Below are 21,009 nucleotides of genomic sequence, written 5' to 3'. Positions count from 1 at the left end.
TTCGTACTTTTGCAACTTTCAAGCAAAATATTAAAGTTGTTATTTAAAGAAAAAACTCTGTATGAAATCGGACATTGAAATAGCCCGCAGCATAGAGCTGAAGAAGATAAAGCAGGTGGCTGAAAGTGTGGATATCCCGCGTGACGAAGTAGAGAACTATGGCCGCTACATAGCCAAGATTCCTACGCATCTGATTGATGAAGAGAAAGTGAAGAAAAGTAATCTGATACTGGTGACGGCTATCACGGCTACGAAAGCGGGTATCGGTAAAACAACCGTGTCCATCGGTCTGGCACTGGGGCTGAACAAGATAGGCAAAAAGGCTATTGTCGCTCTGCGCGAACCGTCGCTGGGACCCTGTTTCGGCATGAAAGGCGGTGCTGCCGGCGGAGGATACGCCCAGGTGCTGCCCATGGAGAAGATAAACCTGCACTTTACAGGCGACTTTCACGCCATTACTTCGGCACACAACATGATTTCCGCTTTGCTCGACAATTACTTGTACCAGCATCAGGCGGACGGATTCGGGCTGAAAGAAATCATCTGGCGGCGTGTGCTTGATGTAAACGACCGCTCCTTGCGCAGCATTGTCACCGGATTGGGACCGAGCACCAACGGCATTACCGAGGAGTCGGGATTCGACATTACTCCGGCTTCCGAAATTATGGCCATTCTCTGCTTGGCAACAAGCCTGGATGACCTCCGTCGCCGTATCGAGAACATTATTCTGGGATTCCGTTTCGATGGTACTCCATTTACGGTGAAAGAGTTAGGCGTAGCCGGTGCCATTACTGTCTTGCTGAAAGACGCCATCAATCCCAACCTGGTGCAGACTACCGAAGGTACTGCCGCTTTTGTTCATGGAGGACCGTTCGCCAATATTGCCCATGGTTGCAACTCCATTCTTGCTACAAAAATGGCAATGACATTCGGCGATTATGTGGTGACGGAAGCCGGATTCGGGGCTGACCTCGGTGCGGAGAAGTTCTACAACATCAAGTGCCGCAAGAGCGGCCTACAGCCCAAGTTGACGATAATCGTTGCTACCGCACAAGGACTGAAGATGCATGGCGGTGTCAGTCTGGACTGCATCAAGGAACCCAATATGGAGGGACTGAAAGAGGGCTTTGGCAACCTGGACAAGCATGTACGCAATTTGCGTTCGTTCGGCCAGCAGGTCATCGTGGCATTCAACCGTTTTGCCAGTGATACGGACGAGGAGGTGGAGGCTATCCGCCGCCATTGCGAAGAAAAGCTCAATGTAGGTTTTGCCGTGAACAATGCCTTTGCCAAAGGAGGAGAGGGAGCCGTTGACCTTGCCAATCTGGTGGTAGATACCATCGAGAACAAACCATCCGAACCGCTGACCTTCACCTACGAGGAGAACGATTGCGTGGAACGTAAAATTGAAAAGGTGGCCTGCAACCTCTACGGAGCAAGCGTAGTGACTTACAGTCTCCATTCCCGCAAGGTTATCAAACTGATAGAGCAGATGGGCATCAGCCATTACCCCGTCTGTATCGCCAAAACACAGTATTCCTTCTCTGCCGACCCGAAGATATACGGTGCAGTCAACAACTTTGAGTTTCACATCAAAGATATCGTAGTCAACAACGGTGCGGAAATGATTGTAGCCATTGCCGGTGAAATCCTCCGTATGCCGGGATTGCCAAAGAAACCACAAGCCGAACGCATTGACATTGTGGATGGAAATATAGAAGGGCTGAGCTAAACGTACGGGCGCATGTTTAGAATGGAGGATTAAAAATAAAGGCTGCGCAGTTCAAAGCTCGCGCAGCCTTTAATTTTTAATTTCCTCCTGTTGCTTATTAATAAGCAAACAGAGGATATTCTTTCATCTTTGCATTGACGCGTGCGCGTACCTCTGCAATGACTTGTTCGTTGTCTACGTTGGACAAAACGGTTTCAATCATCTCGGCAATTTCGAGCATCAGGTCTTCCTTGGCGCCACGGGTTGTGATGGCAGGAGTACCCAGGCGGATACCGGAAGTCTGGAAAGCCGAACGGCTGTCGAAGGGAACCATATTCTTGTTTACGGTGATGTCGGCAGATACCAACGCCTTCTCGGCAACCTTACCGGTCAAATCGGGATATTTACTGCGCAAGTCCACCAGCATGGAGTGGTTGTCCGTACCGCCGGAAACGATGGTGAAGCCACGGTCTATCAAGGCTTGTGCCAAGACAGCGGCGTTTTTCTTCACCTGCTTGGCATATTCTTTCCATTCCGGTTGCAGGATTTCGCCAAAGGCAACAGCTTTGGCAGCGATGACGTGTTCCAGCGGACCACCCTGAATACCGGGGAATACGGCTGAATCCAGCAATTGGGACATCATCTTGATTTCTCCCTTCGGAGTTTTCTTGCCCCAGGGATTGGGGAAGTCCTTACCCATCATGATAACGCCACCACGCGGACCACGCAGAGTCTTGTGGGTAGTAGAGGTCACGATGTGGGCATATTTCACGGGATTATCCAGTTCACCGGCTGCAATCAGTCCGGCAGGATGAGCCATGTCAATCATCAGGATAGCACCTATCTTGTCTGCGATTTCGCGCATGCGCTTGTAGTCCCATTCGCGGGAATAAGCAGAACCGCCGCCGATAATCATTTTGGGTTTCTCGCGCAGGGCGACTTCTTCCATCTGGTCATAGTCCACGCGTCCGGTCTCCTGATTCAAATTATATTCGCAGGGAGTATAGATAATACCGGAAGTGTTGACCAAGGAGCCGTGGGAGAGGTGACCGCCGTGTGCAAGGTTCAGTCCCATGAATTTGTCACCCGGGTTGAGTACGGCGAGGAATACGGCTGCATTGGCTTGTGCACCGGAGTGCGGCTGTACGTTGGCCCATTCTGCGCCGAAGATTTGTTTCAGGCGGTCAATGGCAATCAGCTCACTCTGGTCCACTACCTCACAACCACCATAGTAACGTTTGCCGGGATATCCTTCAGCATACTTGTTGGTGAGGCAGGAGCCCATTGCCTGCATAACCTGGTCACTTACAAAGTTCTCTGATGCAATCAGTTCAATGCCCTTGAGCTGACGTTGGTGTTCTTTTTCGATAAGTTCGAAAATTAAATCATCTCTTTTCATTCTGCTTATTAGATAAGTTTGATAAATCTGTATTCTCTTATTAAGCGTACAAATTTACGGGAAATAAATGAATAAATTGAAAGAAAAGGAAGAAATTTACTGTCAAAAGAACACTCCGAAAGAAAAACTCAGCACATTGTCCCTGCGGTGAAAACGGATTTCGTTTTTCGTATTTTCGTTTGCAGCGTTGTTGTCGGCCGGCATGTCGTATGTCACGCTCTTGGAGATGTTGTGCAGTCCCATGTCGTAACGGAAGTCGAAAAAGACGCGTGATATGGTGACGGATACGCCAACCGTGAAGCTGAGATTAAGCGGGCGAAGCCTTTCACGGATATTCATCTGGTCGAAATTTTCGAAGTCGATGTCGCTTTTCCGGTCCCATATATAGCGCACTTTAGGACCGCCAAAGACAGCAAGGCTGTACGGCCCCTCCTTGATGAAGTTGTATCCGTAGATGACGGGGATATCTATGCTGTGAATGGACGATGTAATGGAGGCTTCCTCTGGCAGGGCGCCCGATGCGGCGTCTTCGGGCAGAGGTTTCTCGAAAGTGATGTTGCACCGGTTGATGTTGTAGGAAATTTCCGGTTGCAGAAAGTGGCGGTCGAAGTTTATCCGCATGAAAAGGGAACCGAAATATCCTATCTTGTAATTGTTCTGCACTTCGTCAATGGGCATTCCGTTGACGCTGAACTGGGATACAAGGAATAAGGAAGAGGTGAAACCGCCTTTGAAACCGAAATTGACCGGAGTTTCCTTGTGGTGTCCGGAATGCTCTTTGCCGGCAGTGCCGGGCACAACCGGAGTCTGTCCCCACATCATGGCAGGAAAGGCCAACAGATATAAACCCATCAAGATTCGTCGCAGCTCCATCTCTTAAAACCTTTAATTGCATTATTACTTCTTTTTCTCCACTGACCATCCGAACTTGCCTATCTTTTCCCCCAGCTCATAATATCCGCCGTGCACATAGACCAGGGGATTTGTTTCCGCCAGTTCCAGCTTGCCGGTTTCAGGGTTCAGATTACGGGTATCGGCACGGACATTTACCACATCCGCTATGAACATGTCGTGCGAACCGAGAGCCATAATCTCCTTTACCCGGCATTCTATGCAAAGCGGTGATTCTTCGATAAGAGGCGCGCTGACTACGGTGCTTTTCCCGGGTGTCAGATGCATTTCCTCAAATTTGTTGTAATCCTTTCCGGAGCGTACACCGCACCAGTCCGTGGCCTGCGCCATGTCTTTTGTGGTGAGGTTGATGACGAACTCCATATTTCGCTTGATGATGTCGTAGGAGTGGCGTTCGGGGCGTACGGAGATGTAGCACATGGGCGGGTTCGTACAAATCGTTCCCGTCCATGCGATAGTCAGAATGTTATATTCCTCCGGAGTGCTTCCGCAACTCACCAATACGGCAGGCAGCGGATAAATCATTGTTCCGGGTTTCCAGTCTTCTTTCATATGATTTCAATATCTTCTCTGGTCTGTTCCTTTTCGCAATAGTGGCACTTGATGATGCAATTGTCCTTATCCACAACATGAAATAATGTAGGCATCGGCTCATTGTTCGTGATGCACTTCGGGTTGGCGCATTTCACGATTCCGCGCAGCTCTTCGGGCAGGCGGACTTCGCGTTTTTCCACCACTTCGTAGTCGCGGATAATATTCAGTTTTACATTGGGAGCCACTACGGCGATACGGTTTATCTCTTCGTCGCAGAAGAACTTGTCGGCAATCTTGATGATGCCTTTCGTGCCCAGTTTCTTGCTCTTGAGGTTGAAGCCGATGGTGATATTGTTGCTCATGTGTTCCAGTCTGAGCAGGGAGACTACTGTAAACAGTCTCTCGGAGGGTATATGGTCTATTACAGTGCCGTTTTCCAGAGCGGCCACCTGCAATTCTTGTTTCTTTTCGCTTAACATCTTGATATATTTGTTATTAGACGATTCTACTGAATTACTCCTTTACTCTTTTTTCACCTCATCCAGTGTGATGCCCAGTACATCGCACAGAATAGCTTCACGGGCATATAGTCCGTTTTGTGCCTGCTGAAAATAGTATGCTTTGGGATTGTCGTCCACATCATAGGCTATTTCGTTGACACGGGGCAGCGGATGCAGTATGCGCAGGTTGGGACGGGTATGCTCCAGCATCTTGTTGCGCAGGATGTAGACATTCTTCACCCGTTCGTATTCCATGAGGTCGGTGAAGCGCTCGCGCTGCACACGGGTCATGTAAAGGATGTCGGCGTCTGCGATGATTTCTTCCGTAAAGTCCGTATGTTCCACATACTTGATGTTGTGCTCGCGGCAGTAGATTTTGTATTCTTCGGGCATCCGCAACTCGTCGGGAGCGATGAAGTGGAAGGTAGGGTTGAAGTGGCGCATTGCCATCAGCAGGGAGTGGACGGTACGACCGTACTTCAAGTCGCCGACCAGAAAAATGTTCAGGTTTTCCAGCGTACCTTGCGTCTTGTAGATGGAATAGAGGTCGAGCATGGTCTGTGAAGGGTGCTGGTTGGCACCGTCTCCGGCATTCACAATGGGCACGGTGGTGACTTCACTGGCATAGCGTGCGGCCCCTTCGAGGTGGTGACGCATCACGATGATGTCGGCATAGTTGCTCACCATCTTGATGGTGTCTTTCAGCGTCTCGCCTTTGGATGAGCTGGTGGCCTTTGGATCGCTGAATCCGATGACACGTGCTCCAAGTCGGTTGGCGGCAGTCTCAAAACTGAGGCGTGTACGGGTGGAAGGCTCGAAAAATAAGGTGGCAACTACTTTCCCGTCCAATATATGCCGGTTGGGATGGGCTTCAAACTCTTTCGCCATCTCGAGCATATAGAGGATTTTTTCCCGGCTATGCTCGGCAATGGTGACTAAACTTCTGTTTTCCATATCGTTGAATTCATTTATACTTTTCGAGAGTGTAAAGTTACGTAAAATATGCGGGCTACGGAAATGTGCGGGAAAATTTTTTGCGAAATATGGGTTGTTTTTACCATGTGGCATTTCGGATGGCGGCCCGTCGTCGTTCTGTCAACGACAACATCGTTTTCCCCTATTCTGTTCTTCCCTTGTCTCTGTTTTACGGGCGCGATGGCAAGTTTTCTTTGTTTCAATCTGTTTTATTGCTTATTACGATATGTTTTTCCTATTCGTTTTTTTTCTTCAAGTTTTTCTGGTTGTTTTGCAATTCATTGAGAATTTCCGTTAAAATGAACGGGTGTTTTCATAGGTTCCGTAAAGCTTATCCTGAAAAAGATATAAAAAGCATAGGCACATCCAATATATTTCCGTACCTTTGCCCTATTATTGAACTTTGATTTTAGCAACAGAAACATGATAAAGAAGGTCGTCAAAATCCTATGGATTTTTATCGCACTGATTGCGCTGGTGTGTGTCTTTATATTCTTTTCCATAGCCAAGGGCTGGATAGGCTATATGCCTCCGGTGGAGGATTTGGAGAATCCGAATTACAAATTTGCCACAGAAGTCTTTTCCGATGATGGAAAAGTATTGGGTACTTATTCCTATAGTAAGGAAAATCGTGTGTTTGTGGGCTACGATGAGCTGTCTGCCAATATCATCAATGCCTTGATTGCTACGGAAGACGTACGCTTTGCCCAGCATTCGGGCATTGATGCCTACGCTCTGACGCGTGCCGTGGTGAAGCGTGGTATCCTGATGCAGAAGAACGCCGGCGGTGGCAGTACCATCACCCAGCAACTTTCCAAACAACTTTATTCTCCCGGCGCCGACAATGTGATGGAGCGTCTGTTTCAGAAGCCTATCGAATGGGTGATTGCCGTAAAGCTGGAACGTTACTATACAAAAGAGGAAATCCTCACCATGTACCTCAACAAGTTCGACTTCCTGAACAATGCGGTAGGTATCAAGACTGCTGCTTTTACCTATTTCGGTTGCGAACCGAAGGATTTGAAGATTGAGGAAGCGGCTACGTTGGTGGGCATGTGCAAGAATCCGTCGCTTTATAATCCGGTGCGCTACAACGAACGTTCCCGTGGGCGGCGCAACGTGGTGCTCGACCAGATGCGGAAAGCGGGATATATTACGGAAGCCGAGTGCGACTCCCTCCAGGCGTTGCCTCTGAAACTGAAGTACAACCGTGTGGACCACAAGGAAGGGCTCGCCACTTATTTCCGCGAATATCTGCGTGGTGTGCTCACCGCCGAGAAGCCCGACAAGGCCGATTACCGCGGTTGGCAAATGCAGAAGTACTACGAGGATTCACTCAACTGGGAGAACAATCCGCTCTTTGGATGGTGCGAAAAGAATACCAAGAAAGACGGTACCAAATACAACCTCTACACCGACGGGTTGAAAATCCATACCACGCTCGACTCGCGTATGCAGCAGTATGCCGAGGATGCTGTAACAGAACATCTGAAGGAGCTGCAAGGCTATTTCTTCAAGGAAAAGAAAGGGGCCAAGAAAGCCCCCTACACCTTCCGTCTGACTCAGGAACAGGTGGACGAGATTTTGAGACGTGCCATGAGGTTGTCCGACCGCTACCGCTTCATGAAGAAAGCCGGAGCCACTGAAACTGAAATAGAGAAGGCCTTCGATACGCCGACAGAGATGTCCGTATTCAGTTGGGAAGGGGAGAAAGATACCATCATGACCCCGATGGATTCCATCCGTTACTACAAATTCTTCCTTCGCGCCGGCTTCATGTCCATGGACCCGCGCAACGGACACGTAAAGGCATACGTGGGCGGACCGAACTATCATTATTTCCAGTACGACATGGCCATGGTGGGACGGCGACAGATAGGCTCTACCGTCAAGCCTTTCCTCTATACGCTGGCTATGGAGAACGGATTCTCTCCGTGTGACGAAGTACGCCATGTAGAATATACGCTGTTTGATGAAAACGGGAAACCATGGACACCGCGTAACGCCAACAAAAAGCTGATTGGTGACATGGTGACGGTGAAGTGGGGGCTGGCAAACTCGGACAACTGGATTACGGCCTATCTCATGAGTAAACTGAATCCCTATAACTTGAAACGTCTGATACATACTTTCGGTGTCCGTAACCGTGATATTGTACCTTCCGTTTCACTCTGTCTGGGCCCGTGCGAGATTTCAGTCGGCGAGATGGTGAGTGCCTATACCGCATTCCCCAATAAGGGCATCCGGGTAGCTCCGCTGTTCGTGACCCGCATCGAAGACAATGATGGAAACGTGCTGGCAACCTTTGCTCCCGAAATGCAGGAAGTCATCAGCGTATCCAGCGCTTACAAGATGCTGGTCATGTTGCGTGCCGTTGTCAACGAAGGTACCGGAGCCCGTGTGCGCCGTCTGGGTGTGAAAGCCGACATGGGCGGCAAGACCGGAACGACGAACTACAATGCCGACGGCTGGTTTATGGGCTTCACGCCTTCGCTCGTATCCGGTTGCTGGGTGGGCGGTGAAGACCGTGACATTCATTTTGATACGATGCTTCACGGACAAGGCGCTTCCATGGCATTGCCTATCTGGACTAAATATATGGTAAAAGTGCTCGGTGACAAATCTCTGGGATATGATGAAAATGAAACATTCCAGTTGCCTGAAGGCTATAACCCCTGTAAAGATGATATAAATCTGGAAGGAGATACCCATATAGAAGAACCGATAGAGGGACTCGACGAACTGTTTAATTAGTTGAGAATCGAGAATGGATTATACGATTAGTATCGGGAGCAACGAGCAGCGGAGGGAGAACATGGAGCTGGCACGCAGACGCTTGACGGAACTTTTTCCCGGAATACGTTTCTCGGAAGAGGAGGAGACGGAACCTCTGTTCTTTCACCGTCCGAATCTGTTCTCCAACCAGGTGGCACGCTTTGTTTCTGATAATCCGGCAGAGGAAATCACTGTCTGCCTGAAAACCATCGAACGGGAAGCCGGAAGGAAACCCGAAGAGAAGGAGCGGGAAATTGTACGGCTGGATATAGACTTGTTGTCTTGTGACGAGACGGTCTATAAGCCGAAAGAGCTGAAACGTGGTTATATCCTGCGAGGATTGAAGCAACTGTTATGATAAATACCATTCTCCCTCCCCTTAAGGGAACGAGGAGATTAAAAGACGAAGATTAGAAATGAAATTTTTAGGAATCATACCTGCCCGTTACGCGTCTACGCGTTTTCCAGCCAAACCATTGGCGGTGTTGGGCGGAAAAACCGTGATACAGCGGGTATACGAGCAAGTGGCAGGAGTCTTGGACGATGCATACGTGGCTACGGACGATGAGCGTATTGAAGCCGCAGTCAGGGCATTCGGCGGAAAGGTGGTTATGACTTCCACCGAACACAAAAGCGGCACTGACCGCTGTCGGGAAGCTTGTGCGAAAATAGGAGGACTGTTTGATGTCGTGGTGAATATTCAAGGGGATGAACCTTTCATCCAGCCTTCGCAATTGCAAGCCCTCAAGGCATGTTTCGACGTCCCGGCCACCCAGATAGCCACTCTGGTGAAACCTTTTACGGCTGATAATGGTTTCGAGGCACTGGAAAACGTGAACTCTCCGAAGGTCGTGCTCGACAAAAACATGAATGCCCTCTATTTCAGCCGTTCTATCATCCCCCACCAGCGCAATGCGGCGAAGGAGGACTGGCTGAAGAACCATACTTATTATAAGCATATTGGCCTATATGCCTATCGCGTTGAGGTACTGAAAGAGATAACTGCTCTTCCGCAGTCATCTCTCGAGGTTGCCGAATCATTGGAACAGCTTCGTTGGCTGGAAAACGGATACACTGTCAAGGCAGGTATCACGGATGTGGAAACTATCGGCATAGATACTCCCCAGGATTTGGAACGCGCAGAAGAATTTCTTAAAAGCCGTGGGCTGTAAACTCATTGGAAGCCCATGCTGAACCGAAGTGACCAACCCCGGATTCTTGAACCGGAACAACTGGCAGTGCAAAGACCGGAGCGTATCAAGTTGCCTAATGGCGTGCCTTTGAGCGTGCTCAATGCCGGTGACAATGAAGTGACACGTATCGATCTTCTCATGGCAGGCGGCCGATGGCAACAGAAACAGCCATTGCAGGCGTTGTTTACGAATCGCATGCTTCGCGAGGGAACCCGACGTTACGATGCCGTTGAGATAGCGGAAAAGCTGGATTATTATGGAGCCTGGCTGGAACTGTCCAACGCATCCGAATATGCCTATGTCACCCTTTATTCTCTGAATAAATACCTTCCCCAAACGCTTGACATATTGGAGTCCATCGTCAAAGAACCGGTATTTCCCGAGCAAGAGCTGGGAGTGATTGTGGACAACAATATCCAGCAGTTTCTTGTCAACTCTTCCAAGGTGGATTTTCTGGCACACCGCGGATTGGTGAAGGCTCTGTACGGCGGGCAGCATCCCGGTGGACGTCTGGTGCAGGAGGAGGATTATCGGCGCATCACCCCTGCAGTGCTACGCGAGTTTTATGACCGTTACTATCATTTCAATAATTGCAGCATCTACCTTTCAGGCAAGGTAACCGACGATTGCATCTGCCGGATAGAGTCCTTGTTTGGTTGCGAGGCTTTCGGTACAGACCTCCGAAAACCGGAGAAGAAAGAATTCCAGCCGGTTACTGCTTCTGGAAAACGCATTTTCATCGAACGTCCGGACGGTCTGCAGAGTGCCGTCCGTATGGGCATGCTTTCCCTGGACCGTAATCATCCGGACTACTTGAAGGCCCGCGTGCTGGTCACACTGTTCGGGGGCTATTTTGGCAGTCGCCTGATGTCCAATATTCGGGAAAATAAAGGATACACATACAGTATCTCCGCGGCCATCATGCCCTATCCGGGACAGGGAGTGTTGGCGGTCAGTGCTGAAACTGCCAACAAATTTGTGGAGCCTCTTATCTGTGAGGTTTATCATGAAATAGACCGCCTTCAGAACGAGCTGGTTTCCGATGAAGAACTTTCCATGGTGAAGAACTATATGTTGGGCGACATGTGCCGCAGTTATGAGTCTGCATTCTCGCTGGCAGATGCCTGGATTTTTGTGCAGGTATTTGGCTTGCAGGATACTTACTTTGCTAAAGCACTGGATGCTGTCAAGGAGGTTACCCCGCAAGAAATCCGTGAACTTGCAGGGCGTCATTTATGCAAAGAGAAATTAAAAGAAATAGTGTGTGGCAAAAAAATGTCATAAAAAGCAGGAGTTATCGCATCATTTTACCGGATAAATCTTACCTTTGTCAATTATCAACTATCAATTATCAATTAATGAAATATCTATATACTGCACTCATTCTGGCTTTCTTATGTCAAGGCGAAGCCACTGCCCAGGAAAAAAAAAGCGGCTTTTTCGATAAAGTGAAGAGCACATTCTCTTCAGAAATAAAGATAGGTACCTATACGTTCAAAGATAACGGAGCTGTCTATACCGGCGAAATAAAAGGCCGCAAGCCCAATGGAAAGGGAAAGACCGTTTTTAAGAACGGTGACGTTTACAAGGGCGAGTATGTGAAGGGCAAGCGTGAAGGCTACGGTACGTATATGTTTCCCGACGGTGAAAAGTATGAGGGGCAATGGTTTCAAGACCAGCAGCATGGCAAGGGCATCTACTATTTTATGAATAACAACCGTTATGACGGCACGTGGTTCCAGGATTACCAGCACGGGAAAGGAGCCATGTACTATTACAATGGAGACATTTATGAAGGTGACTGGGTGAATGATAAGCGCGAAGGCCAGGGAACATATACCTGGAAGAACGGTTCCAAGTATGTAGGCTCATGGAAGAATGACAAGAAAGACGGCAAAGGAACACTGACCTGGAATGACGGCTCCAAATATGACGGGGAGTGGAAAAATGATGTCCGGGACGGTAAAGGAACTTTTGAATATGCCAACGGCGACAAATATGTAGGTGATTGGAAGGATGATATGCAACATGGCAAAGGTATTTACTTTTTCCATACAGGCGACCGTTATGAAGGTTCTTATGTTCAAGGTGAACGTACCGGAGAGGGCATTTATTACCATGCCAGCGGCAACAAGTATGTAGGTAGTTTCAAGGATGGAAAGCAGGAAGGGCACGGTACATTTACGTGGGTAAGCGGCGCCGTTTACGAGGGTAATTGGAAGGATAACCAACGTGACGGTTACGGTACTTACAAATGGAATGTAGGTGACTCTTACGAAGGTGAATGGAAAGACAACAAGTTCAACGGCCAGGGCACCCTGATTCAGACTGATGGAACCAAATACAAAGGCGGTTTTGTGAACGGCATGGAAGAAGGTAGCGGCATCCGGGAAGACAAGAACGGAAACCGTTATGAAGGTTTCTTCAAACAAGGCAAGAAACACGGTCCGTTTGTGGAAACGGACAAGAACGGGAAAGTGATACGGAAAGGAACGTACAAGATGGGAAGATTGGAAAATTAAAGAATTGATAATTAGAAATTAAAGGCTGCGCAATGTTCGGACGAACTGCGCAGCCTTTAATTTCTAATTATCAATTTTCAATACTAAACGCTTCACGTTTAGATAATGTATTGTGAACTGATTGATTCATTGTTCATCACCCGCTTGATGGTTTCGGCAAACATGTCGGCAATGCTCAACTGCTTAACCTTGGCGCATTTCTTAGAGTAGGGGATGCTGTCGGTGAATACCATCTCGGTCAGTGCGGATTCTTGTACACGGAAAGAAGCCGGGTCGGACATTACACAGTGGCTGGCAATGGCACGGACGGATTTGGCTCCTGCTTCCAGCATGATGTTGGCAGCTTTGGTAATGGTTCCTGCCGTATCTACAATATCGTCTACCAATACGACATTCTTATCCTTTACATCACCGATAATCTGCATGGTGGCAACCACGTTTGCTTTTTCGCGTGTCTTGTTGCATAATACCAGAGGGACACCGAGGTATTTGGAGAATGTGCTGGCGCGTTTTGAACCACCGACATCAGGGGTGGCGATTACCAAGTCTTCAAGCTTCAAGGATTCAATATAGGGGAGGAACACGGCTGATGCATACAAATGATCCACCGGAATGTTGAAGAACCCCTGAATCTGGTCTGCATGAAGATCCATTGTAATCAGACGGTCAATACCTGCAACAGATAGCAGGTCGGCCACTAGCTTGGCGCCAATGGACACGCGAGGCTTGTCTTTTCTGTCCTGACGAGCCCAACCGAAGTAAGGGATAACGGCTACAACGCTTTTTGCCGATGCTCTTTTAGCAGCATCAACCATCAGCAGAAGTTCCATCAAATTGTCAGAATTAGGGAAGGTTGATTGAACCAAGAATACATGCGAGCCACGGATAGATTCCTCATAAGAGACTGCAAACTCACCGTCTGCAAAATGGGTGATGTTCATCTTTCCCAGAGGGCAATCAAGGCTAGCGCAGATTTTCTCTGCAAGGTATCTCGAATTTGTTCCGGAGAATACCATAAAGGGTGCTTTTTCGCTCATTTGTGTAATAGATGTTACCTATTTGTTAATTTGCGTGCAAAGGTATGAATTTCCCGTTACATAAAACAAGAGTTATTGTATAAAAAATATTTTTCTTTCCCGGATTTATTCGTAGCTTTGCTTTATGAAACAGCTTTCTTCTATATGGTTTGCGGGTTTGTTGTGCCTTTGTACAACAATGGTTTCGTGTGTGGGAACGGCACCCATGAAGGAAGTACGCCTTGTCGACTCTCTGAACCAGGTGGCTTATGCTTATCGTTACAAGAACTTGGATTCATCCTGCCATGCGGCATCAAGGGCGTACCGAGAGGTTAGCCTCTATAAACAAGGCAAGGCGGAAGCGTCCAATAATCTGGGTTTTTGTGCTTTCATGCGTATGGATTTTGAGCAGGCCGAAAAGTTTCATACAGATGTTTATAATCTGACCAAGAATGAACTGGAACTCCTTATTGCCGACATCGGTTTGATGAAGATTTATCAGCGGACAGCATTGAACAAGGAGTTTTACGATTATCGCAACAGTGCTTTGCGTCGTATGAAGAGAATAGCAGAAGATGACAATCTTTTTGTGGACAAACACGAACTGATGCGCTTGAATTATGCCCGCTCTGAATTTTATATAGTTTCTGCCGTTTATTATTATTATCTGCAACAACGTCCGGAAGCGATGGCTTCTATTAATGAAGCAACCGAAAATCTGGAACTGTTGGCAGATACCAACCAATTGTTGTATTATCATTACATCAAAGGCTCTGCTGCCTTGTGCGAGGGCGAGACACCGGATGAACGGAGACTGTGCGAGTTTGACGAACTATATATCACGTGGCGGTTGGCATCCCGTAAGGGGTATCTCTACTTTGAAGGGAACGGAGTGCAGGGGCTTGCCAATCTGATGGCTTCGGCGGATAATTATGAGTTTTTTCTAGAGCGCCGTTCCCATGCTCTGACACGGTTAGGAGTACCGGTAGACTCTCTATTGCCAATGCGTCTGGGGCAATTGGCATTGCAAAAATTCAACCAATACAAGGATTTGTACCAGATAGCGGGAGCATACGTGTCCATCGGCAAATACCTGAATGCCCACAGTCACTATACAGAAGCTCTTGATACTTTAAAACTTGCTCTGGAATGTGTAAATGATCATCACCGCCTTTTCTATGACTGCCACGATAGTTTGGACTGGCTGAAAGCATTTGACCGCCGAGATACGATTTGTGCGGAGAAGGCATGGATGGAGCAGAAACTGAAGACCGTACCTGAATGGATTTCACGTATTCGTGAACAGTTGAGCGTTTCGTATGCAGGGCTCGGGATGAAAGAAAAATCAGACTATAACCGCAATATTTATCTGGATATCCTTGAAGATACACGCCAAGATAAAGAGCTGGAAAGCCGCTATCAGGCATTGGAAAAGGAGGCGGGACAACTGAATGTTGTGCTGTCATTGGTCATTGCAGGCTTTGTTCTCGTATCTCTATTTTTCTGGTTCTTCAACAAGCGTTCCAAAGAACGGAATAAAGTGCATCTTCACCGCTTGCAACTGATGCTGGATATTTGTCAGAAAATAACAGCGTCCATTCCTGCCGATGCGCAGGCTGAAGAGGAAATTGTCGATTCCATACGTACGGCTGTCTGTCCGGAACTGGAAAAGTTGTTTGATGTGAAGGATATTCACATAGAGAACGGAGAATTGACGTTCCCCCGTCGGATGAGCAAGGATGAGCAGGCAATGGTACGGGTGATAACTCCCTATATCCAATGGGCAATCGACAACGGCATGACGTCCATCTCCCTTGGCGACGAACGCCGCAGGCTGGAAAAGCAACGCTATATTTACGAGCAGCACATAGCGGGAAACAAACGGCAGAATCTGATAAAGAAAGCATGTATGGCTATTGTAAATGGGATTCATCCTTACATAGACCGTATCATCAACGAAGTGCAGAAACTGATTCAAAAAGGATTCATCAAAGAGGAGCGGATAAAGGAGGAGAAATACCAGTATATTGACGAGTTGGTCACTACCATCAACGAATACAATGATATTCTTGCTCTTTGGATAAAAATGAAGCAAGGAAGCCTTAGCCTGAACATAGAGACTTTCGGGCTGAATGAACTTTTTGATTTGATAAGGAAGGGTAGCCATACGTTCGAGATGAAGAAGCAGTCTTTGGAGGTGCAGCCAACGGATATCTTGGTAAAGGCAGACAAAGCTCTTACATTGTTCATGATAAATACGCTGGCGGAGAATGCCCGTAAATATACTCCTCGGGGCGGCGTGGTGAAAGTATATGCACGGCAGGAGGAGAATTATGTGGAAATCTCGGTAGAGGATAACGGCTGTGGGTTGTCACCGGAAGATGTAGCCCGTATCGTGGGAGAAAAAGTCTATGATTCGAAAAGCATTGGCATGAATGACGCTCCCGACAAGGAAGAATTAAGGAAGAGCAAAGGAAGTGGCTTTGGACTGATGAACTGCAAGGGCATCATTGAAAAATATCATAAGACGAATAATTTGTTCAAGGTTTGTCTGTTCAATGTAGAGAGCGGGCTGGGGAAGGGTAGCCGTTTCTATTTCCGTCTGCCTGCTGGCATCCGTAAGCCCGTGTCGGTGTTGTTCGTCGTATTGTCTCTGTGCATGTCGTCCTGCCGGCATACTGTGGAGCAGCCTGCTTCCGGAGAAGTGCGGCCGGATTCTCTGGCACTGCTTGCACAGAACGAATATGAAGCTTTGTTGGACGAAGCTTCCGATTATGCCAATGAAGCTTATTACTGCAATGTAGATGGAGAATATAAACTGGCCTTACAATACATAGATTCGGCAATGTATTGCCTGAACGAACATTGCAGACAATATGCCCCTTCTACACATCGCTGTATGACGCTGACGGGAGATGGGATGCCTGCGGAACTGGATTGGTGGAACCGGATGTTTAACTCGGATTTCCATGTAATTCTGGATATCAGGAATGAAGCGGCAGTCTCATTCCTTGCATTGAAGCAATGGGATGACTACAGTTATAACAATGCAGCCTACACCACTTTATATAAGTTGTTGGGAGAAGATCAATCTCTGGAAGAATATTGTCGACAATTGGAACGCTCCACCAACAACAAAATGGTAGGTGTTTTGCTGGCGGTGATTTTGCTGTTTGCATTATTGTTGGGATATTATATACTCTATTTCCGTAAGCGTCTGATCAACCGCTGGAATCTGGAGCAAGTATTGGAAATCAATGGAAAGGTGTTCAATGCATCCCTGCTTCCGGCTTCGGATACGGAAGAAATGTTGCAGCGTGAGGAGGACACATTGAAGGAAATTCCACAGCAGATAGTAAATTCCGCTTTTGATGCAGTGAACGAACTTTTGAGTATCGACCGGTTAAGTATAGCTGTATACAATGAGACTACACATAAGTTGGAATATACTTCCAATCCGGTGGAAGATGTTGTAATGGATGAACAGCCTGTTTGGAGAAAATGTATGGAGAGTTGCTTTGAACGGCAAGTGTACATATCGGAAAAAGGTATACAGGCATTGCCGCTTGTTGTGGATGCGGGCAATATGTGCCGTTGCATAGGTGTGCTGTGTCTGGAACGCAGGGAAGGTACAGAGCAGGAGACCGATTATTTGCTTTTGGAACTGATTGCCCGTTATGTATCCATTGTAATCTTCAATGCAGTGGTCAAGTTGGCTACGAAATATCGGGACATCGAAGTGGCTCAGGATGAAGCCCGACGAACTTCGTGGGAGGACAGTTTGTTGCATGTGCAGAACATGGTGCTGGATAATTGCCTCTCGACCATCAAGCATGAAACGATTTATTATCCGAATAAGATAAAGCAACTGATAGGGAAACTGCGGTCTGGCAGACAGACGGAAGTGGAGGAGCGGGAAACGGTGGCTGCCATCAGCGAATTGATAGAGTACTACAAAGGTATTTTTGCGATACTCAGTTCATGCGCTTCCCGCCAGCTGGAAGAGGTGACTTTCAGGCGTGCGACAATATCAGTGCCGGAGCTTATGGCTACTGCCGAGAAGTATTTCCGCAAAGTGTACAAGGGAAACAAGGCGCATATTGATTTTAGGATACAACCGTTGGAGGGACGGATTACCGGTGACTGGAACCAGTTGCGTTTCCTACTTGAAAACTTGATAGATGAGGCTTGTTGCATAACTCTGGATGGAACAGTCTGTCTGACGGCTCAAGAAGAAGGGGAGTTTATACGTTTTCTGTTTACGGATATGCGCAGGGAAAAGACCCGTGAGGAATTGAACCAATTGTTCTATCCCGACCTGTCCCGCATGGCAGCTGGTGAGAAAGGAGAACTGTATGGTACGGAATATCTGGTGTGCAAGCAGATTATCCGCGACCATGATGAGTTTGCCGGACGCCGGGGATGCCGTATCAATGCCGAACCGGGAAGGAAAGGAGGTTTTACAATATATTTTACGCTACCGAAAAAATGAAATATGGAAGACAAAAAATTTAAAGTAATCATCGTTGAAGATGTCAAGCTAGAGCTGAAAGGGACGGAAGAAATCTTCCGCCATGAAATTCCCAATGCGGAAGTAATAGGTACTGCTATGACTGAGCAGGATTTCTGGACATTGATTGAAGCCGGTGTGCCAGATCTTGTCCTGCTTGACTTGGGATTGGGAGGTTCGACCACGATTGGGGTGGACATCTGCCGGAATATCTTTAAACGTTATCCAGGGGTTCATGTGCTGATATTCACGGGAGAAATATTAAATGAGAAGTTATGGGTGGACGTACTTGAAGCCGGTGCCGACGGTATTATCCTGAAAACCGGAGAACTGCTGACCAAAACCGATGTGCAGGCAGTGATGGACGGCAAGAAGCTGGTCTTTAACTATCCGATACTGGAGAAGATAGTGGAGCGCTTCAAGAAATCGGTCTTGAATGATGCGAAACGTCAGGAAGCAATCATAAGCTATGATATTGACGAGTATGACGAGCGTTTCCTCCGTCATCTGGCATTGGGCTATACCAAAGAAATGATTGCCAATCTTAGGGGAATTCCTTTTGGGGTCAAGTCGTTGGAGAAACGGCAGAATGACTTGGTCGGCCGTCTTTTCCCACCCAGTGAACGGGTGGGGGTGAATGCCACTCGACTGGTGGTGCGTGCATTGGAACTCCGAGTCCTGAATATAGACAATCTGGAAGCTGACGATGAGTAAATTCCGAATGCCACATCCCGCTACGATGTTCTTTCTGCTAACTTTGGCAGTCATCCTTCTTTCATGGATATTCGATATCTATGGCCTGAGCGTGCTGCAACCGCAGACAGGAGAAGAAATACGCGTGCAAAGCTTGCTGAGTCCAGAGGGCATACGCTGGCTGCTGCGCCATGTCGTGACTAATTTTACAGGATTCGCTCCGTTAGGGCTGGTGATTGTGGCTATGTTTGGAATAGGGGCGGCAGAGCATTCGGGATTCATTGACGCATGTATTCGCAGGGGAGTACGGCACCAACGTGCTTCCTGGCGCATTATTCTGCTGGTCATTGTCTTAGGGCTGTTGTCCAATATAGTGGGGGATGCAGGATATATTATTCTGCTGCCGATAGCTGCGACTTTGTTCCAGTTCGTTGGTCTGCATCCTATTGGAGGTATAATTACAGCTTATGTTTCAGTCTCTTGTGGCTATAGCGCTAATGTGTTTTTGAGTACATTAGACCCCATGATTGCCTCTGTAACGCAGGAAGCGGCTGATAGGATAAATATCGCTCCGGGGCAGACAGGACCGTTGTGCAATTATTATTTTCTCTTCGTTTCCACGTTCTTGCTTGTATTCATCATTTATCATATTACCAGCAGGAGCTTATTACCACGTTTGGGAGAGTACGTAGGGGATATTCATTTTAATGGTTACAAGCAATTGTCACGCAAGGAGCGGAGAGCCATGTTGGGAGCTGTATTTGTTGGCTTATTGTATATTGTTATTATTTTGTTGGCTACATTCTCTTCGTGGGGAATACTGCGGAGTGTCAATGGTGGACTGATTCGTTCTCCATTTATAGTCGGCATTCTGTTCTTGCTTTCGTTTGGAATAGGTTTGATGGGAATGGTTTATGGTTTCGCTTCCGGTCGTTATCGCACAGACAGTGATGTGATAAAAGGACTTACACAGCCGATGAAGTTGTTGGGCGTTTATTTTGTGATAGCTTTCTTTGCCTCACAGATGTTTGCTTGTTTTGAGTATTCCCACTTGGATAAGTGCATTGCCATTTTAGGCGCCAATCTGTTATCTTCCGCTTCTTTGAGTAGTTTATGGATATTGATTTTATTTATTCTTTTCACGGCGCTGGTCAATCTTTTTATGGTATCTGCCACAGCTAAATGGATTTTTATGTCTTTCATTTTTGTTCCGGTATTGGCAAGTATGGGCATATCGCCGGATATGACCCAATGTGCATTCCGTATAGGTGATAGTGCGACAAATGCCATTACTCCTTTTATGTTTTACATGCCGCTTGTCTTGACCTATATGCAGCAATATGACAGGCAATCTACTTATGGCTCACTGCTGAAGTATACTTGGAGATATTCTTTAGTCATTCTATTGGCATGGACTTCCTTATTTGTACTTTGGTACATCAGCGGTTTGCCATTAGGACTGTAATATCATAATCGGTGAACAGCCTGCTTTCGATAATATCGGTAATGGCGCTTTCTGTTTTTGTTCCCAATAAGGAATACCATACTATGCAGAATCATTATAATACTGAACCATTTCGTTAACAGGGGAACGAATGGATCAATGCTACTTTCCCTACTTGAATATTCCTTCAGATTTTTATTTTTCATAATTGATAACATTGATAATTTGCAAAATGTCTTGATGTATCTGTATATAAATATCGTATATCTTGTTTATGAAAATAACTAATCATTACTTTATATATGACAAATGAGCCTTTTATACATAGGTAACAAAAAAAAGTGATACAAAAATTTGCAATATTCGTAAAAAAAAACGTACCTTTGCACCGCAATTAAGGCTGGTTCCGTAGCTCAGCTGGATAGAGCAACGCCCTTCTAAGGCGTGGGTCTTGCGTTCGAATCGCAACGGAATCACAAGGGAAAATGCTAATAGGTTCATTGATAACTTGTTAGCATTTTCTTTTTATGATAGTTGCACAACATTTGCACAACTCGCGAATAGGGAAAGAAAAAGCCGGGAAATAATTCCGGCTATATTGTTGTTTTAACCCCACCGCTGATTTTGGGAGATGGGGCGTATTCCACTTCTCTCCTTCTATTCTCGTCCTCATCTTTGAGGTACTTGTTTCTTTGTATATTATTTAATCGTTATATTTTTGCATAAAGTTTCAACATCAGAGTGTGGAATAAGACCGATGTTTCCATGGTCATAAAGACCGTGAGATATGTTTAGCCCCCACACTTTATACATCAGAAACCGGAT

At 47.0% G+C, this 21,009-nt stretch carries 15 protein-coding genes and 1 tRNA gene; 10 read left to right on the top strand and 6 right to left on the bottom strand.

From position 1 onward, the window contains the following. Positions 1 to 61 precede the first annotated feature (61 nt). Positions 62 to 1,732, top strand: coding sequence for a formate--tetrahydrofolate ligase (locus tag HU824_RS09160; RefSeq protein WP_176468675.1), 1,671 nt, complete (start codon positions 62 to 64; stop codon positions 1,730 to 1,732). Positions 1,733 to 1,829: 97 nt separating this feature from the next. Here the strand turns inward: HU824_RS09160 and glyA are convergent, their stop codons facing one another. The 5 genes from glyA to pyrB all read right to left on the bottom strand — a co-directional run bounded on the left by glyA (position 1,830) and on the right by pyrB (position 6,010). After that, entirely contained in the window at positions 1,830 to 3,110 is a 1,281-nt protein-coding gene (gene glyA / locus HU824_RS09155; protein ID WP_136009965.1) for a serine hydroxymethyltransferase, read from the bottom strand. Positions 3,111 to 3,212: 102 nt separating this feature from the next. After that, positions 3,213 to 3,983 carry a porin family protein gene (locus HU824_RS09150; protein ID WP_176468674.1) on the bottom strand — a complete coding sequence of 257 codons (771 nt, stop codon included), beginning with the start codon at positions 3,981 to 3,983 and terminating at the stop codon, positions 3,213 to 3,215. A 24-nt stretch (positions 3,984 to 4,007) separates the two neighbouring features. Next, positions 4,008 to 4,574 (bottom strand): flavin reductase family protein, encoded by a 567-nt coding sequence (locus HU824_RS09145; RefSeq protein ID WP_136009963.1) that lies wholly within the window; start codon positions 4,572 to 4,574, stop codon positions 4,008 to 4,010. Then, positions 4,571 to 5,035: an aspartate carbamoyltransferase regulatory subunit gene (pyrI, locus tag HU824_RS09140; RefSeq protein ID WP_136009962.1), complete on the bottom strand. Its 465-nt coding sequence runs from the start codon at positions 5,033 to 5,035 to the stop codon at positions 4,571 to 4,573. The genes HU824_RS09145 and pyrI overlap by 4 nt, the downstream gene beginning before the upstream one ends. A gap of 42 nt (positions 5,036 to 5,077) precedes the next feature. Next, a complete protein-coding gene (pyrB, locus tag HU824_RS09135) occupies positions 5,078 to 6,010 on the bottom strand; it encodes an aspartate carbamoyltransferase (RefSeq protein WP_136009961.1) in 933 nt (310 codons plus the stop codon). 444 nt (positions 6,011 to 6,454) lie between these two features. On the opposite strand from pyrB, the gene HU824_RS09130 reads away from it, so the two are divergent. The 5 genes from HU824_RS09130 (at position 6,455) to HU824_RS09110 (ending at position 12,521) form a co-directional block, all read left to right on the top strand. Continuing rightward, complete coding sequence (locus HU824_RS09130) at positions 6,455 to 8,785, top strand: transglycosylase domain-containing protein (RefSeq protein ID WP_136009960.1); 2,331 nt, start codon at positions 6,455 to 6,457, stop codon at positions 8,783 to 8,785. Between the two features lie 13 nt (positions 8,786 to 8,798). Further along, positions 8,799 to 9,164, top strand: coding sequence for a 2-amino-4-hydroxy-6-hydroxymethyldihydropteridine diphosphokinase (locus tag HU824_RS09125; protein ID WP_136009959.1), 366 nt, complete (start codon positions 8,799 to 8,801; stop codon positions 9,162 to 9,164). Positions 9,165 to 9,222: 58 nt separating this feature from the next. Next, positions 9,223 to 9,978, top strand: a complete 756-nt coding sequence (gene kdsB, locus HU824_RS09120) for a 3-deoxy-manno-octulosonate cytidylyltransferase (protein ID WP_176468673.1) — start codon at positions 9,223 to 9,225, stop codon at positions 9,976 to 9,978. Between the two features lie 15 nt (positions 9,979 to 9,993). Next, complete coding sequence (locus HU824_RS09115; protein ID WP_176468672.1) at positions 9,994 to 11,283, top strand: pitrilysin family protein; 1,290 nt, start codon at positions 9,994 to 9,996, stop codon at positions 11,281 to 11,283. 74 nt (positions 11,284 to 11,357) lie between these two features. Next, complete coding sequence (locus tag HU824_RS09110) at positions 11,358 to 12,521, top strand: phosphatidylinositol-4-phosphate 5-kinase (RefSeq protein WP_176468671.1); 1,164 nt, start codon at positions 11,358 to 11,360, stop codon at positions 12,519 to 12,521. Positions 12,522 to 12,619: 98 nt separating this feature from the next. Here the strand turns inward: HU824_RS09110 and HU824_RS09105 are convergent, their stop codons facing one another. Beyond that, positions 12,620 to 13,558, bottom strand: a complete 939-nt coding sequence (locus HU824_RS09105) for a ribose-phosphate pyrophosphokinase (RefSeq protein ID WP_168354302.1) — start codon at positions 13,556 to 13,558, stop codon at positions 12,620 to 12,622. A 124-nt stretch (positions 13,559 to 13,682) separates the two neighbouring features. Between HU824_RS09105 and HU824_RS09100 the strand changes: the two genes are divergently transcribed. The 4 genes from HU824_RS09100 to HU824_RS09085 all read left to right on the top strand — a co-directional run bounded on the left by HU824_RS09100 (position 13,683) and on the right by HU824_RS09085 (position 20,660). Then, a complete protein-coding gene (locus HU824_RS09100; RefSeq protein WP_176468670.1) occupies positions 13,683 to 18,029 on the top strand; it encodes a DUF5113 domain-containing protein in 4,347 nt (1,448 codons plus the stop codon). A gap of 3 nt (positions 18,030 to 18,032) precedes the next feature. After that, a complete protein-coding gene (locus HU824_RS09095; protein ID WP_136009954.1) occupies positions 18,033 to 18,761 on the top strand; it encodes a DUF5932 domain-containing protein in 729 nt (242 codons plus the stop codon). Beyond that, on the top strand, positions 18,754 to 20,205 hold the full coding sequence (locus tag HU824_RS09090; RefSeq protein ID WP_136009953.1) for an AbgT family transporter: 1,452 nt from the start codon (positions 18,754 to 18,756) through the stop codon (positions 20,203 to 20,205). Before HU824_RS09095 ends, HU824_RS09090 begins: the two co-directional genes overlap by 8 nt. Positions 20,206 to 20,586: 381 nt before the next feature. After that, positions 20,587 to 20,660: transfer RNA gene (locus HU824_RS09085), tRNA-Arg, on the top strand. Positions 20,661 to 21,009 lie beyond the last annotated feature (349 nt).

This window comes from Bacteroides sp. L10-4 (genome assembly GCF_013373675.1).
In the GTDB taxonomy this organism is placed as follows: domain Bacteria; phylum Bacteroidota; class Bacteroidia; order Bacteroidales; family Bacteroidaceae; genus Bacteroides; species Bacteroides muris.
This window is presented reverse-complemented; position numbering and strand designations above follow the sequence as displayed.

Coding starts and splice junctions, on each gene's coding strand:
- HU824_RS09100 (WP_176468670.1), top strand. CDS start 13,683: ATGAAACAGCTTTCTTCTATATGGTTTGCGGGTTTGTTGTGCCTTTGT.
- HU824_RS09130 (WP_136009960.1), top strand. CDS start 6,455: ATGATAAAGAAGGTCGTCAAAATCCTATGGATTTTTATCGCACTGATT.
- pyrI (WP_136009962.1), bottom strand. CDS start 5,035: ATGTTAAGCGAAAAGAAACAAGAATTGCAGGTGGCCGCTCTGGAAAAC.
- HU824_RS09090 (WP_136009953.1), top strand. CDS start 18,754: ATGAGTAAATTCCGAATGCCACATCCCGCTACGATGTTCTTTCTGCTA.
- HU824_RS09145 (WP_136009963.1), bottom strand. CDS start 4,574: ATGAAAGAAGACTGGAAACCCGGAACAATGATTTATCCGCTGCCTGCC.
- HU824_RS09105 (WP_168354302.1), bottom strand. CDS start 13,558: ATGAGCGAAAAAGCACCCTTTATGGTATTCTCCGGAACAAATTCGAGA.
- glyA (WP_136009965.1), bottom strand. CDS start 3,110: ATGAAAAGAGATGATTTAATTTTCGAACTTATCGAAAAAGAACACCAA.
- HU824_RS09110 (WP_176468671.1), top strand. CDS start 11,358: ATGAAATATCTATATACTGCACTCATTCTGGCTTTCTTATGTCAAGGC.
- HU824_RS09160 (WP_176468675.1), top strand. CDS start 62: ATGAAATCGGACATTGAAATAGCCCGCAGCATAGAGCTGAAGAAGATA.
- HU824_RS09150 (WP_176468674.1), bottom strand. CDS start 3,983: ATGGAGCTGCGACGAATCTTGATGGGTTTATATCTGTTGGCCTTTCCT.
- HU824_RS09115 (WP_176468672.1), top strand. CDS start 9,994: ATGCTGAACCGAAGTGACCAACCCCGGATTCTTGAACCGGAACAACTG.
- kdsB (WP_176468673.1), top strand. CDS start 9,223: ATGAAATTTTTAGGAATCATACCTGCCCGTTACGCGTCTACGCGTTTT.
- HU824_RS09095 (WP_136009954.1), top strand. CDS start 18,033: ATGGAAGACAAAAAATTTAAAGTAATCATCGTTGAAGATGTCAAGCTA.
- HU824_RS09125 (WP_136009959.1), top strand. CDS start 8,799: ATGGATTATACGATTAGTATCGGGAGCAACGAGCAGCGGAGGGAGAAC.
- pyrB (WP_136009961.1), bottom strand. CDS start 6,010: ATGGAAAACAGAAGTTTAGTCACCATTGCCGAGCATAGCCGGGAAAAA.